Raw genomic sequence first — 13,323 nt, forward strand, 5'->3', positions numbered from 1 at the left:
GCGAGGGTAGCAGGAGTTCCAGTATTTCCCAGTAATTTCGGCACGCGGCGGCGTGGCGCATGGCGCGAACCTCTGGTAAAGAAGGTGATGATACGTATAATCACGCCATGACCTACAAGGACCCCTCACTCCCCACCGCGGCGCGGGTCGACGACCTCGTGGCCAGGATGACCCTGCAGGAGAAGGCGGGACTGCTGTTCCACACCATCTCCTGGTTCGCGCCGCCGCCGGGGGCCGAGACCGCCGAGAGCATGATCGACGGCAGGCACATGAACCACTTCAACGTGCTCGGCGGCGGCTCGCCGCGCGAGATGGCCGAGTGGCACAACGCGCTGCAGGAGCGGGCCGCCGCCACCCGGCTGGGCATCCCGGTGACGCTCTCCACCGACCCGCGGCACTCCTTCTCCGGCAACCCGGGCGCGTCCATGATGGCCGGGGCGTTCTCGCAGTGGCCGGAGCCGCCGGGGCTGGCGGCGATCGGCTCGGCGGAGCTGGTCCGGACCTTCGCCGACATGGCACGGCAGGAGTACCTGGCCGTCGGCATCCGCGTCGCCCTCCACCCCCAGATCGACCTGGTCACCGAGCCCCGCTGGTCACGCGCCAACGGCACCTTCGGCCAGGACGCCGAGCTCACCTCCCGCCTCGTGCGCGCCTACATCCTCGGCTTCCAGGGCGAGCGCCTCGGCCCCGGCAGCGTCGCCTGCATGACCAAGCACTTCCCCGGCGGCGGGCCGCAGAAGGACGGCGAGGACCCCCACTTCGCCCACGGCCGCGAGCAGGTCTACCCCGGCGGCCGGTTCGAGCACCACCTGAAGCCTTTCGAGGCCGCCTTCGACGCCGGAACCTCACAGATCATGCCTTACTACGGCGTGCCGGTCGGCACCGAGCACGAAGAGGTCGGCTTCGGCTTCAACAAGGGCGTCATCACCGGCCTGCTGCGCGAGCGCTACGCCTTCGACGGCATCGTCTGCACCGACTGGGGCCTGATCACCGACGCCTTCATCATGGGACAGGAGATGCCCGCCCGCGCCTGGGGCGTGGAGCACCTCACCCCCGCCGAACGCGTGCTGAAGGCGTTCGAGGCCGGCGTCGACCAGTTCGGCGGCGAGGCCTGCCCCGATCTGCTCGCCGAATGGGTCGAAGCCGGGCGGATCAGCACCGGGCGGCTGGACGCGTCGGTGCGGCGGGTGCTGCGGGAGAAGTTCACGCTCGGGCTGTTCGACGCGCCCTTCGTCGACCCCGACGCGGCCGGGGAGATCGTCGGGCGGGCCGCCTTCGCGCGGGCCGGGTTCGAGGCGCAGACCGCCTCGCTCACCCTGCTGAAGAACGGCCCGCTGCCGCTGGCCGAGGGCGTGCGCCTGTACGTGGAGGGCGTGGACGCCGGCCTCGCCGCCGGCTACGGCAAGGTCGTGCCGGCACCGGAGGAGGCCGACGTGGCCGTGCTACGGCTGGCCGCGCCGTACGAGCCGCGGCCGGGCGCCTTCGAGGCCTTCTTCCACTCCGGCAGCCTCGCCTTCGACGCCGCCGAGATCGACCGGATCACCCGCCTGCAGCGCACGGTGCCCACCGTCGTGAACGTCTACCTGGAGCGGCCCGCGGTCTTCCCCGAGATCGCCGAGGGCGCCGCCGCCGTGGTCGCCGACTACGGGGCGAGTGACCGGGCGCTGCTGGAGGTGCTGTTCGGGCGGGCCGAGCCGAAGGGGCGGCTGCCGTACGAGCTGCCGCGGTCGATGGCGGCCGTCGAGGCCAGCCCGTCCGACGTCCCGGGTGGCACCCGCGACCCGCTCTACCCCTTCGGGCACGGCATCCTCTCCTGATCAGCCGCGTACGGCCAGCACCCAGCTGTGGTCGTCGGTCAGGAACCGCTCCATCCGCAGCCCGGCCCGCTCCAGCTCGGCCCGGAGGTCGTCGTCGGTCAGGCGGCGCGACCAGAACGACTGGGTCCACACCCGCTCGTCCTGCGTGTACCGCATCGTGGAGGCGACCACCCCGGGCCGCACCGGCTCCAGCGCCGCGAGGGTGATGGTGAGGTTGCCCGTGGTGCGCCCCCGGCCGACCTCCCACGCGTCGTGCTGCTCGGCCGGGGTCCACTGGATGAGGACGGAGCCGCCGGGCCGTACGTGCCGGGCGCACGCCGACAGCAGCTCGCTGCGCGCGTCGTCGTCGGCGGTGTTGACCAGGTAGGAGGCGAGCAGGACCGCGTCGAACTCGCGCTCCAGCCGCAGCTCCTGCGCCCGTGCCCGCACGGTCCGCGCGCCGCGCACGTGCGCGAGCATGTCCGCGGACTCGTCCACGGCCACCACCTCGTGGCCGAGCGCGAGCAGGGGATGGGTGAGCCGCCCGACCCCCGAGCCGATCTCGAGGATCGACGCGCCGGGCGCGAGCGCGGCGCTGACGATCTCGGGCTCGCCGCCGGGCTCGATGAGGAGATAGAACTCAACAGGGGATCCGTCAGGTGTGATCGAACCAGGACCAGTGCCACTGTTAGCCATGTATCCACGCTAAAGCCTGCACTCCGGGCCGTCTGTCCCAAGATCGAGACATTGTCCGGATTCCACGGGACGATGAAGACGTGGGACGTCACCTGGCCGCCGCCGCGGTGGGCCTGCTCGCGCTGCCCGCCGTCTACTACCTGACCGAGGCCGGCGCGCGGGCGCTGCGCGCCGGCTACACCGGCTTCGGCCCGAGCCCGGCCGGATTCGGATACCTGAGCGCCGTGGCCGCGCTGGCCGGGCTGCTGACCGGATGGCAGCGGCTGTCCCCGCTGGCCGCGATCATCTGCGGGCTGCCGCTCGTCGCGCTCGGCGCCCTGTTCGCCACGCGGCTCGACCTCGCGCTGCTGGTGGCGGCGGGGCTGCCCCGCTGGGGCGCGCTGCCGGGCGAGCCGCCGGGCACCCTGGCCGGGGTCACCGGCCTCTACACGGTCGTCGGCGCGCTGCTGGTGACCTCGGCGCTGTTGCGCGGACGGGAGCGATCTATCCTTGCCGGGTGAGGGGACGCAGCCCGGACCGGCGCAGGGCGCTGCTCGACGCCGCCGACCGGGTGATCGAGCGTGACGGGCACGAGGTGTCGATGGCCGCGATCGCCGCTGAGGCCGGGATCACCAAGCCCATCCTCTACCGTCACTTCGGCGACAAGAGCGGCCTCTACCAGGCGCTGGCCGACCGCCACGTGCGCACCGTCATCGACCGGCTGCGCCCGCAGTTCACCGAGGGCGGCGGCGACCTGCGCTCGCGCGCCCGCGCCGCGATCGCCGTCTACCTCGACCTGATCGGCGCCAACCACAACCTCTACCGCTTCCTGTTCCACCGGGCCAGCGCCGAGGACAGCAAGATCCGCAGCCACATGACCACGCTGGTCAGAGGTCTCGGCGAGGAGCTCGCGCAGGTGCTGGTGGCCGAGGGCGTCACCCCCGATCCGGTACGCGCCCAGGTGCTCGGCCACGCCTTCATCGGCATGGTCCAGACGACCGCCGACTGGTGGCTCGACCATCCCGGCGTCGACCCCGGCGAGGTCGTCGACGGCCTGGCCGAGGTGATCGTGGCCGCGCTCGCCCCGCGCCCGCTCAGCCCCCGAACCGCGACGGCTTCCCCTGGGCGCGCACGCACCTGAGCGCCCACGCGGACAACCCCTTCGAGGCCGGCCGGCGTGCGGTGCCGGCCGGGCGTCCGCAACGCGTTTTCAGCGGGCGCCGAGCAGTTCCAGCAGGTCCCACTCCGTCTCGCACACCCGCCGCCCGATCGCCGCCAGCTCCACCGACCGCGCGCCGCCGGCCAGGTGCCGCATCGTCTGCATGACGCAGATGACGCCCCACTTCAGCACCCCGAACGCCTCCCACCACCGCAGCGCCTCCCGGTCCACCGCGTGCCCCGAGGCCTCCTCGTAGGCGCTGACCAGCTCGTCGTAGGTGCCGAAGCCGCCCACCGGCGCCTTCTGCCCGAACCGCCACGCCTTCACGCACAGCCAGCCGAGGTCCTCGACCGGGTCGCCGGCGTGGGCCAGTTCCCAGTCGAGCACCGCCCGCACGCCCTCGGGCCCCACGATCAGGTTCCCGTTGCGGAAGTCGCCGTGCACGACCGTGCGCCGCGTGCCTTGCGGCCGGGTCGCCGCCAGCCTGCGCAGGGCCAGCTCGAACACCGGATGCGGCTGTCCGGTCAGATCGAGCACCTCGCGCCACCGGGTCAGCGCGTCGGTCTCCTTCTCCGCGGGCAGGGCGCCGAGCGGCATCCGGTGCACCGCCGCCAGCGCCCGCCCGCACTGCGCGGCCAGGAGCGGCCGGGCGTGCCGGTAGGCCTCGTCGCGCAGGATCTTGCGCGGGATCGTCTCCCCGTCCACCCGCGCCATGAGGATGTAGGAGTCCCCGCAGGCGACGATCTCCGGGACCGGGACGCCCGCCTCGGCGGCGGCGCGCATCAGGACCGCCTCGGCAGCCAGTCCGCCGCCGGTCTCCGGGGGCGCGCCGGTCTCCAGGGGCGCCCCGGTCTCCGGGGGCGCGCCGGTCTTCGGGGGCGCGCCGGGGTTCGGGGAGGTGCCGGGGTTCAGGGGCGCGCCGGGAGAGTCCAGGCGCAGGACGAGCGCCCGCTCACCGCCGGGCGTGTCCACGTCGAGCGACCAGGTCTCACGTGAGGCGCCGCCGGGCAGCCGCGCGCTCGACAGGACCACCGCCCCCGCGCCCAGCGCGTCCCGCACGATGCCCGCCACCCGGTCGCCGGTGCGCGCGTTCATCGCAGGCCGAACTCCCACGAGCCGCCGCTCGTGTACGCGCCCAGGACCCGCCTGCCGACCGAGTCGATGTGCACCTCGTCGGGGCCGTCGTAGATGCGTCCGGCGCGGGCGTGCCGGTACATCCGGTCCAGGGGCGTGTCCGGGGTCAGGCCCGCCGCGCCGTACACCTGGATGGCCCGGTCGATCACGTTGTGCAGCATGCGCGCCCCCACCACCTTGATCGCCCCGATCTCGACGCGCGCGTCGGAACCGGCGTCCACCGCCTGCGCCGCGTGCAGGGTGAGCAGCCGCGCGGACTGGATCTCGGTGTAGGAGTCGAAGACGTGCTGGCGCATGAGCTGCTTCTTGGCCAGCGGCTCACCGAACGCCGTACGCCCGTGCAGGCGGTGGCACATCAGGTCGAAGGCCCGCTGCGCCTGCCCGAGCCAGCGCATGCAGTGGAAGATCCGGCCGGGCCCGAGGCGCTTCTGGGCGATGACGAAGCCGTGGCCGCGCTCGCCGAGCAGGTTGGCCGCCGGGACGCGGACGTCCTCGTAGCGCACCTCGCAGTGGGCGCCGCCGAGGCCGAGCACGGGCGTCTCGCGGACGATCGTGTAGCCGGGCGTGCCGGTCGGCACCAGGATCATGGAGAAGGCCAGGTGGGGCGGGGCCTCCGGCTCGGTGCGGCACATCACGGTGGTGTAGGCGGCGCGGGATGCGCCGGTGGTGAACCACTTGTGGCCGTTGATGACCCATTCGCCGCCGTCGAGCACCGCTTCGGTCTGGATCTGGGTGGGGTCGCTGCTGGAGACGTCCGGCTCGGTCATCGCGAAGCTCGGCCAGATGTCGCCGCGCACGAGAGGCTCCAGGTAGCGCTCGCGCTGGCCGCTCGACGCGTGCTCGTGCAGCATCAGGGAGTCCTGCAGCGTGAACGTCCCGAGCGCGAGCTGGCCGAACTCGCTGCGCCCCTGCACCTCGTTGACGTAGACGTAGTCGAGGAACGGCAGGCCGCCGCCGCCCAGCTCACGCGGATGGCCGAGCGCCCACAGGCCCTCCTTCTTGGCCTCCTCCTGCAGCTCGCGCAGCGTGGCGGCGTCGCCGTCGCACAGGGCGGGCTCGGCGGGCTCGACCCGCTCGGTCATGAACGCGTGGACGGCGTCGCGAACCGGCCGGACGCTGTCGGGTACGGCGAAGCTCATGAAAGGATCACACCGTCTATCCGTTGCCCGGTCAACGGATAAGCGGTCACTTTCCAACGTCTTCGGCGGAGCGGAGAGGAGGCGCCATGGCGGCGCCGCACGACGTGCCCGACGCGGCCCAGCTGGTCGCGGCGGTCAGGCAGTTCCTGGAGTCCGATGTACTGCCGGCGGTCGAGGGCCGGGTGCGCTTTCACACGCGGGTGGCGATCAACGTGCTCGGCATGGTGGAGCGGGAGATCGAACTCGGCCCCGCCCAGGCCGCCGAGCACGCGGAACGGCTGGCCGGGCTCGGCGTGGGCACCGACGCGGAGCTGGCCGCCCGGATCAGGGAGGGCCGCGCCGACGACCCGGAGCTGCTCGCGGCCCTGACCGCGGCGGTGCGCGCCAAGCTCGACGTCGCCAACCCCGGCTACGCGGCTCCGTGACGCGCTCCTGCGGTCCGGGCGGGTGGCAAGGCGCAGATCACCGCCCGCCCGGACCGGGGCACGTACCGTCTGCACGGGGGCGACGGACGGGGCGTGCCCATTTGTCCACGGTGTGCCCGCGGAGGTTGCATCAACGTTGCCCCTCCGCGGCGGCCGCTAGTGTGGTGCGGACACGTCCAGGTCCTTGACCCGAGGGTCGCCCTCGTCGGCGAAGTACTCGTCGCGCCGCGTGCCGTCCTCGCCGTCGGCCACCTTCGCGGCGCGCAGGGCCACGGTGACGACGGCGGCCACCAGGAGGTTGACGGCCAGGGCCAGGATGCCGGCGTAGACGGTCGTCTTGGTGTCGAAGCCGAGCTCTCCCAGCGAGAACGCCGAGCCGCCGAAGTGCAGCTTGCCGGAGGCGGGGTTCGGGATGGTGTAGAGCATCCACATGCCGGCCGCCAGGCCCAGGGCCCAGCCGGCGATGAGGCCGTTCTTGTGGAACCACCGGGTGTACAGGCCCAGGGCCACCGAGGGCAGCGTCTGCAGGATGATCACACCGCCGATGAGCTGCAGGTCGATGGAGAACTGCGGGTCCAGCAGCAGGATGCACAGGACCGCGCCGACCTTGACCACGAGCGAGACGAGCTTGGAGACCGTGGCCTCCTGCTTGTCGGTGGCGTTCTTGTTGAAGTACTCGCGGTAGATGTTGCGGGTGAACAGGTTCGCCGCGGCGATGGACATGATCGCGGCGGGCACGAGCGCGCCGATGGCGATCGCGGCGTAGGCGACGCCGGCGAACCAGTCGGGGAACATGTTGTCGAACAGCACCGGGACGACCGTGTTGCCGATCGGCTTGCCGTTCTCGCCGATGACGGGCTTGGTGCCGGCGGCGATCGCCATGTAGCCGAGCAGGGCGATGAGGCCGAGCAGGAAGCTGTAGGCGGGCAGCGCGGACATGTTGCGCTTGATGACGGTCCGGTTCTTGGCGGCCAGCACGCCGGTGAGGCTGTGCGGGTAGAGGAACAGCGCCAGCGCCGAACCGAAGGCCAGCGTGATGTACTGCAGCTGGTTGCCCGCGTTCAGCAGCAGGCCGTCGCCCGGGGCGGGGGACTTGTCGAACTTGGCCGCAGCCGCGTCGAAGATGTTGCCCCAGCCGCCCAGCTTGATCGGGATGTAGACGACCGCCGCCAGGATCACGATGTAGATCAGCGAGTCCTTGACGAAGGCGATCAGCGCGGGGGCGCGCAGGCCCGACTGGTAGGTGTAGGCCGCCAGGATGGCGAAGGCGACGATGATCGGCCAGTGGCCGGTGACGCCCATCGACTGCAGCACGGCCTCGATGCCGACGAGCTGCAGCGCGATGTAGGGCATGGTCGCGACCAGCCCGGTGATGGCCACGACCAGCGCCAGCGTCGGCGAGCCGAAGCGCGAGCGCACGAAGTCGGCCGGGGTGACGAAGCCGTGCACGTGCGAGACCGACCACAGCCGGGTCAGCACGAGGAAGACCAGCGGATAGATCACGATGGTGTACGGCACCGCGTAGAAGCCCAGCGCGCCCGCGCCGAACACCAGGGCGGGCACCGCCACGAAGGTGTAGGCGGTGTAGAGGTCGCCGCCGACCAGGAACCAGGTGATCCAGGTCCCGAAGTTGCGCCCGCCGAGGCCCCATTCGTCGAGGCTCTCGATGTCCTTCGGCTTACGCCAGCGGGCGGCCACGAAGCCCATGCCGCTGACCAGGGCGAACAGTGCGATGAAGACGACCAGCTCGGTCGTGTGCCCGCTCACTTGGTCATCCTGTAGACGACCACGGTGCAGGCGACGCCGACGAGGATGAAGGCGAGCTGCAGCCAGTAGAACAGCGGGAAGCCCATCAGCCGGGGTTCGTCGGCGTTGAACAGGAACGTGCACAACGGCAGCACGATCGGCACGATCAGCAGCCAGTTCCACGGGCTTTTGTCGGTGCGAGGTGGCGGCTCGGCCATGACCCCTCCGGTATGACAGTGGTTCGCGAGTGAGGGGACACTAGCGTCACAACCCAGAAGGCCCAATGACTGAAATATCACGTTTTGGCCTATTTCTAGACCATTGGGGGGATGGCAGGGGAGGCGTCATCCGACGTGACATTAGTGAGGTTCGGCCGGGAAACCGGTCGCGGATCGGCGAACGGTCGGCTCTTCGCGACGAACGGTCAGGCGGGCGGTCAGGCGAGTTCGTCGGCGATGTCCCGGGTGCCGTACCCCTCGGGCGCCGGCACCTCGGTGATCGGGTCGTCGCGGTCGTCGAACTCCACCCGCAGCGCCCTGGCCATCGTGGCGTGCATCTCGTACATGCAGGTGACGTAGGTGAGTTCGAGGATCTGCTCGTCCGGCAGGTGCTTCTTGAGCACGGCGAAGACCTCGTCGTGCACCCGGCCGCCGTCCAGCACGAGCGCGTCGGTGTAGGCGAGCACGGCCCGCTCCAGCTCGCCGAAGACGGTGCTCACCTGCCAGGAGGCGACCGCCTGGATCTTCTCCTCCGGCACGCCGATCGCGCGCATCTGCTTGCAGTGCTGCGAGTAGACGAACCGCGACTGCCTGGCCCATCCGGCGCGGGTCTGGCCCAGTTCGCGCAGCACCGGGTCGAGCGCGGACTCCCGGTAGAGCTGGAAGCCCTTCACGCAGTGGCGCAGGATCGCCGGGTCGAGCGCGAAGACCTCCCACCAGTCGCCGGGCGAGCCCGTGGCGGTGCCGTCGCCGGTCAGCAGGCGGTCGTAGAAGAACGCGGTGAGCGGATCGGCGACCTCCTCACGCGGGACCCGGCGCAGGCGCGGCATCAGGCGGTCCGGTCGGCGGCGGTCTTCGGCTCGTGCCGCACGTCCTCCTCGCGGCCCAGTTCCCGCAGCCAGCAGGCGAACTCGACGAGGACGCCGTCGGGGTCCTTGAAGTAGATCGAACGCACGAACACGCCCTCGTGCGGGGCAGGGGCGACGCCGAACTCGCTGTCGTCGTGGTTGAGCAGCACGCCCACGTCCACGCCCTTGGCGATCAGCCGGTCGCGGTACTCCTCGATCTTGTCCGGCGGCACGTCGAAGGCGATGTGGTTCATGGAGCCGACCGCCGACAGCAGCTCGCCCCGGTCCGGCAGTCCCTTGGGCGCCGAGATTCCGGGCACCGCCTCCGGCGCGTCGGGGAACCAGAAGAAGGCCAGCGCGTTGCCGCCGCCGGCGTCGAAGAAGAAGTGCTGGCCCCAGCCCATCGGCAGCTCGATCGTCTTGATGAGCGGCATGCCCAGGACGCCGGAGTAGAAGTCGACGGTCCGCTTCATGTCCGAGCAGACCAGTGCCAGATGGTTGACCCCGCGCAGTTCGAACTCTTCGTTCATGGTAACTCCTTACTTATCACGCGAGAATCCTTGAGAAAACATGACATGAGGTGTCCTCTTTTCGGCCGAGAGTGGTCTTCATGAAGATCGCACTGGTGGCAGGGGCCACACGAGGCACGGGCCGGGGCATCGCCGTACAACTCGGCGCCGCCGGTTACACCGTCTACTGCACCGGCCGCTCCAGCGGATCGCGGCGCTCGGAGATGAACCGGCCGGAGACCATCGAGGAGAGCGCCGCGCTCGTCACCGCCGCCGGCGGCACCGGCATCCCGGTCCGGGTCGACCACCTCGACCAGGAGCAGGTCAAGGCCCTGGTGGAGCGGATCGAACGCGACCACGGACAGCTCGACGTCCTGGTCAACGACGTGTGGGGCGGCGACCGGCTCACCGAGTGGAACGTCCCGGTCTGGGAGCACGACCTGGACAACGGGCTGCGCCTGCTGCGGCTGGCGATCGACACCCACATCATCACCAGCCACTACGCGCTGCCGCTGCTGTCCAGGAAGCCCGGCGGACTGGTCGTCGAGGTGACCGACGGGACCAAGAAGTACAACGACGGCCACTACCGGCTCTCGCTCTTCTACGACCAGGCCAAGACCGCCGTCGTCCGGCTGGCGTACGCGCTCTCGCACGACCTGCGCGAGCACGGCTGCGCCGCCGTGGCCCTCACGCCCGGGTTCCTGCGCTCGGAGGCGATGCTGGAGAACTTCGAGGTGACCGAGGAGACCTGGCGCGATTACATCCCGAAGAACGCCACCTGGGCGGTGTCGGAGACGCCGGCCTTCGTCGGGCGGGCCGTGGCGGCCCTGGCCCAGGACCCGGACAAGATGCGCTGGACCGGCCAGTCCCTCGACAGCGGCGGCCTGGCCCAGGTCTACGGCTTCACCGACCTCGACGGCAGCCGGCCGGACGTGTGGCGCTACATCGACGAGGTGGAGGACGGCGGCAAGAAGGCCGACGCGTCCGAGTACCGCTAGCCGTCAGGGGTGTACAGGCGGGCCGTCCGCAGGACGGCCTCGCCTACCATCGCGCGCAGTTCCGGCGGCGCCAGCACCTCCGCCTCCGGCCCGAACCGCAGCACCTGCGTGAACGCGACCCTCATCGACTCCACGGCCAGCTCGACCGTCCCGTCCTCGCCCAGCGAGGCCAGCGCGTCCTCCAGCGCGGCCGGGTCGGCGATGTGCCGCAGCATGCGCACCCCGGACGGGCTGAGCCGCAGCGTGACGGTGGCGCGCAGCAGGGAGCGGGCGAAGCGGGCCGACTGCCGCCGCCAGTACGCCGCCAGGTCGAACCCCGGATCGCGGGAGAAGCCCTCCTCCCGGGCCACGACCGCCTCCACCCGGTCCACGCGGAAGGTCAGGAAGTCACCCGCGTGCGCCACCAAGTACCAGACGCCCGCCTTGAGCACCAGCCCGTACGGACGCACCGTGCGCTGCCTGCCCTTGTACGCCAGCCCGACCACCCGATCGCTCCACACCGCCCTGGCCAGCGGCGCCAGCGCGGCCGGCGGCGGGTCCTCGCCGGCGAACCAGCCCGGCGCGTCCAGGTGGAAGCGCTGCGCCGCCGTCGAGGGCGCGTCCCGCAGCCCGGGTGACAGCGCGGCCGCCGCCTTCAGCCGGGCGGTGGCCGCCACGTCCTGCAGCCCCATCTCGCGCAGCGCCCCCGGCACGCCCGACAGGAACAGGGCCTCCGCCTCGGCCCGGTCGAGCCCGGTCAGCCGGGTGCGGTAACCCTCCAGCAGCCGGTAGCCGCCGCGCCGCCCCCGGTCGGCGTAGACCGGGACGCCCGCCTCGGACAGCGCCAGCACGTCACGGTGGACGGTCCGCTCGGAGACCTCCAGCTCTTCGGCCAGCTCGGCCGCCGTCATCCCGCCCCGCCCTTGCAGCAGCAGGATCACCGACATCAACCGGGACGCGCGCACGATCCGACTCTAAGGGCCGGGCACTTCCGGCAGAAGGACGGCCGAGGGATGAGCGGGGGAGTGGAGGACCTCCACGTCGGCCGCCAGCATGGGCCCGCCGTCCGCGATCGGGTCGCCGGTGCCCGGGTTGCGGGCGATCGTCGGGTACGCCCCCGCCGCCACGTGGACGCGGATACGGTGGCCGCGCTTGAAGCGGTGTCCGATCGGCCACAGGTCCACCTCGACCCGCCGGATGTCCTCCGGCCCGCCGAGCGTGCGCCGTACCCCCTCGCAGATGTTCATGGACGCGCCCGACGGGTGCACGTCGCAGACCCGCACCACCACGTCGGTGCAGGGCGCGCTGGAGCGCACCGACAGCTCGGCCCCCACGGGACCGATCATCTCGGTGTCGGCGCGCAGCGGCGCGGAGGTGTAGACGAGCACGTCGCGGCGGGCCTCCAGGCGGCGCTGGTCGCGTGGGCGGGAGTCGGCCAGCAGGACCGGGCCGCCGATGACGGGCGTGGGATGGGCGGGGTGGTAGCGGAAGCCGTCGGCGCCGTCCTCGCCGGGCGCGGCCGGATCCAGCCCGAACCCGGACCGCAGGTGCCAGCGGCGCATCCGCATCCCCGGAACCGGCCAGTCCGGATAGTCACGCCACTCGCCGGCGCCGGTGACGTGCAGCCGCACCGGGTCGGCCCGCAACCGGGAGAAGTCACCCAGCAGGTGGGCGCGGAACCAGGTCAGCGCCTCGGCGACGGAGGGGCGGCCGTGGCGCATGTCGACGTGGTACCAGGGGCCGATGGTCAGGTACGGCCGCCGCCCGGCCCTGCGCATCGTCAGATAGTCCTTGATCTGCCAGGGCAGGAACACGTCGTACCAGCCGCCGAGCATCGTGACGGCGGCGCCGACGTCGGCCACGTCGGGGGAGAAGTCGCGCTTGGCCCAGTACGGCGCGGCGGGATCGCCGTGATGGGCGAGCAGATCCTGGTAGAAGGCCAGCGGATGCCCGGCCGAGACCAGGTCGAGCTCGCCCATCGGCCGCCCGGACAGCACCGCGCGGCGCGTCAGCCGGGGCGCGGTCAGCGCGGCGGTGCCGCCGAAGCGGCGTGACATGGCGTCGGTCAGCGTCGTCCAGCTCAGCGCCGACTCCAGCGCGAACGCCCCGCCCACGTAGGCGGCGTCGCGGAACTGGGAGGCGGTGATCTGCGTGGCCATCGCCCGCAGGTCGGGACCGGCGTAGGGGGCGATGGCCCACTGGGTGTAGCCGAGGTAGGAGGGGCCGAAGGTGGCGAAGCTGCCGCCGTACCAGGGCTGCTCGCGCATCCAGGCCACGGTGGCCAGGCCGTCGTCGTGCTCGTCGCCGAGCGGGTCGAGCAGCCCGCCGGAGCCGAAACCGCCCCGGCAGGACTGCATGACGACCTGGAAGCCCTGCCGGGCGAAGCCGCGGCCGAACATCCATCCGAAGGCGCCCCTGCGGCCGTACGGCGAGCGGATGAGCACGACCGGAGCACGCGGCGCCCCCACGGGCGCGTAGTGGTCGGCCAGCAGCCGGACGCCGTCGGGCATGGGGACGGGCAGGTCTCTGGTGACACGTATTGGATATTTCCCCCGCATATCTCAACGGGTAACAGACGCGCGGGCGGGGGGACAAGGGGGATTCGCGCCCAGAGGCGGGTCAGGCGTGCCTTTGACGGCCGGTGCGGGGCGTGCCGCCCGTGTGGCTTCACGGCCGGCCGGGCGTGCCGCCGATGTC

General features: G+C 71.8%; 14 protein-coding genes. 5 read left to right on the forward strand and 9 right to left on the reverse strand.

Features of this window, described 5'->3' with window-relative positions; translation table 11 throughout:
• Nucleotides 1–107 precede the first annotated feature (107 nt).
• Nucleotides 108–1,817, forward strand: a complete 1,710-nt coding sequence (locus ACIBI5_RS42170) for a glycoside hydrolase family 3 protein (protein ID WP_397255557.1) — start codon at nucleotides 108–110, stop codon at nucleotides 1,815–1,817.
• Here ACIBI5_RS42170 and ACIBI5_RS42175 read toward each other — a convergent pair whose 3' ends face one another.
• Complete coding sequence (locus ACIBI5_RS42175) at nucleotides 1,818–2,492, reverse strand: class I SAM-dependent methyltransferase (RefSeq protein WP_397255559.1); 675 nt, start codon at nucleotides 2,490–2,492, stop codon at nucleotides 1,818–1,820.
• A gap of 80 nt (nucleotides 2,493–2,572) precedes the next feature.
• On the opposite strand from ACIBI5_RS42175, the gene ACIBI5_RS42180 reads away from it, so the two are divergent.
• Together ACIBI5_RS42180 and ACIBI5_RS42185 are read left to right on the forward strand one after the other, a co-directional pair.
• On the forward strand, nucleotides 2,573–2,992 hold the full coding sequence (locus ACIBI5_RS42180; RefSeq protein ID WP_397255561.1) for a hypothetical protein: 420 nt from the start codon (nucleotides 2,573–2,575) through the stop codon (nucleotides 2,990–2,992).
• Complete coding sequence (locus ACIBI5_RS42185) at nucleotides 2,989–3,612, forward strand: TetR/AcrR family transcriptional regulator (RefSeq protein ID WP_397255563.1); 624 nt, start codon at nucleotides 2,989–2,991, stop codon at nucleotides 3,610–3,612. Before ACIBI5_RS42180 ends, ACIBI5_RS42185 begins: the two co-directional genes overlap by 4 nt.
• Nucleotides 3,613–3,681: 69 nt before the next feature.
• On the opposite strand, the gene ACIBI5_RS42190 is transcribed toward ACIBI5_RS42185, so the two are convergent.
• Together ACIBI5_RS42190 and ACIBI5_RS42195 are read right to left on the reverse strand one after the other, a co-directional pair.
• Entirely contained in the window at nucleotides 3,682–4,725 is a 1,044-nt protein-coding gene (locus tag ACIBI5_RS42190; protein ID WP_397255565.1) for a phosphotransferase family protein, read from the reverse strand.
• Nucleotides 4,722–5,903, reverse strand: a complete 1,182-nt coding sequence (locus ACIBI5_RS42195) for an acyl-CoA dehydrogenase family protein (RefSeq protein WP_397255566.1) — start codon at nucleotides 5,901–5,903, stop codon at nucleotides 4,722–4,724. Before ACIBI5_RS42195 ends, ACIBI5_RS42190 begins: the two co-directional genes overlap by 4 nt.
• A gap of 86 nt (nucleotides 5,904–5,989) precedes the next feature.
• On the opposite strand from ACIBI5_RS42195, the gene ACIBI5_RS42200 reads away from it, so the two are divergent.
• A complete protein-coding gene (locus tag ACIBI5_RS42200) occupies nucleotides 5,990–6,328 on the forward strand; it encodes a DUF6285 domain-containing protein (protein WP_397255568.1) in 339 nt (112 codons plus the stop codon).
• A gap of 156 nt (nucleotides 6,329–6,484) precedes the next feature.
• Here ACIBI5_RS42200 and mctP read toward each other — a convergent pair whose 3' ends face one another.
• From mctP to ACIBI5_RS42220, 4 genes are all read right to left on the reverse strand, one after another.
• Nucleotides 6,485–8,095, reverse strand: coding sequence for a monocarboxylate uptake permease MctP (gene mctP, locus ACIBI5_RS42205; protein WP_397255570.1), 1,611 nt, complete (start codon nucleotides 8,093–8,095; stop codon nucleotides 6,485–6,487).
• Nucleotides 8,092–8,292 (reverse strand): DUF3311 domain-containing protein, encoded by a 201-nt coding sequence (locus tag ACIBI5_RS42210; RefSeq protein ID WP_379623284.1) that lies wholly within the window; start codon nucleotides 8,290–8,292, stop codon nucleotides 8,092–8,094. The genes mctP and ACIBI5_RS42210 overlap by 4 nt, the downstream gene beginning before the upstream one ends.
• A 218-nt stretch (nucleotides 8,293–8,510) precedes the next feature.
• Nucleotides 8,511–9,122 (reverse strand): carboxymuconolactone decarboxylase family protein, encoded by a 612-nt coding sequence (locus ACIBI5_RS42215; RefSeq protein ID WP_397255572.1) that lies wholly within the window; start codon nucleotides 9,120–9,122, stop codon nucleotides 8,511–8,513.
• Nucleotides 9,122–9,670, reverse strand: a complete 549-nt coding sequence (locus ACIBI5_RS42220; protein ID WP_397255574.1) for a VOC family protein — start codon at nucleotides 9,668–9,670, stop codon at nucleotides 9,122–9,124. The genes ACIBI5_RS42215 and ACIBI5_RS42220 overlap by 1 nt, the downstream gene beginning before the upstream one ends.
• An 80-nt stretch (nucleotides 9,671–9,750) precedes the next feature.
• Between ACIBI5_RS42220 and ACIBI5_RS42225 the strand changes: the two genes are divergently transcribed.
• On the forward strand, nucleotides 9,751–10,647 hold the full coding sequence (locus ACIBI5_RS42225; RefSeq protein WP_397255576.1) for an SDR family oxidoreductase: 897 nt from the start codon (nucleotides 9,751–9,753) through the stop codon (nucleotides 10,645–10,647).
• On the opposite strand, the gene ACIBI5_RS42230 is transcribed toward ACIBI5_RS42225, so the two are convergent.
• Both ACIBI5_RS42230 and ACIBI5_RS42235 read right to left on the reverse strand, forming a co-directional pair.
• Complete coding sequence (locus ACIBI5_RS42230) at nucleotides 10,644–11,591, reverse strand: helix-turn-helix transcriptional regulator (RefSeq protein ID WP_397255578.1); 948 nt, start codon at nucleotides 11,589–11,591, stop codon at nucleotides 10,644–10,646. The genes ACIBI5_RS42225 and ACIBI5_RS42230 overlap by 4 nt on opposite strands.
• 9 nt (nucleotides 11,592–11,600) lie before the next feature.
• Nucleotides 11,601–13,136, reverse strand: coding sequence for a CocE/NonD family hydrolase (locus ACIBI5_RS42235; protein ID WP_397255580.1), 1,536 nt, complete (start codon nucleotides 13,134–13,136; stop codon nucleotides 11,601–11,603).
• Between the last annotated feature and the right edge of the window lie 187 nt (nucleotides 13,137–13,323).

The organism is Nonomuraea sp. NPDC050540 (assembly GCF_044457485.1).
Classification (GTDB): Bacteria; Actinomycetota; Actinomycetes; order Streptosporangiales; family Streptosporangiaceae; genus Nonomuraea.

Bases quoted from the DNA above. Each gene is read 5' to 3' on its own strand.
- ACIBI5_RS42210 (WP_379623284.1), bottom strand. From the start codon at position 8,292: ATGGCCGAGCCGCCACCTCGCACCGACAAAAGCCCGTGGAACTGGCTG.
- ACIBI5_RS42235 (WP_397255580.1), bottom strand. From the start codon at position 13,136: ATGCCCGACGGCGTCCGGCTGCTGGCCGACCACTACGCGCCCGTGGGG.
- ACIBI5_RS42195 (WP_397255566.1), bottom strand. From the start codon at position 5,903: ATGAGCTTCGCCGTACCCGACAGCGTCCGGCCGGTTCGCGACGCCGTC.
- ACIBI5_RS42175 (WP_397255559.1), bottom strand. From the start codon at position 2,492: ATGGCTAACAGTGGCACTGGTCCTGGTTCGATCACACCTGACGGATCC.
- ACIBI5_RS42225 (WP_397255576.1), top strand. From the start codon at position 9,751: ATGAAGATCGCACTGGTGGCAGGGGCCACACGAGGCACGGGCCGGGGC.
- ACIBI5_RS42215 (WP_397255572.1), bottom strand. From the start codon at position 9,122: ATGCCGCGCCTGCGCCGGGTCCCGCGTGAGGAGGTCGCCGATCCGCTC.
- ACIBI5_RS42200 (WP_397255568.1), top strand. From the start codon at position 5,990: ATGGCGGCGCCGCACGACGTGCCCGACGCGGCCCAGCTGGTCGCGGCG.
- ACIBI5_RS42220 (WP_397255574.1), bottom strand. From the start codon at position 9,670: ATGAACGAAGAGTTCGAACTGCGCGGGGTCAACCATCTGGCACTGGTC.
- ACIBI5_RS42190 (WP_397255565.1), bottom strand. From the start codon at position 4,725: ATGAACGCGCGCACCGGCGACCGGGTGGCGGGCATCGTGCGGGACGCG.
- ACIBI5_RS42170 (WP_397255557.1), top strand. From the start codon at position 108: ATGACCTACAAGGACCCCTCACTCCCCACCGCGGCGCGGGTCGACGAC.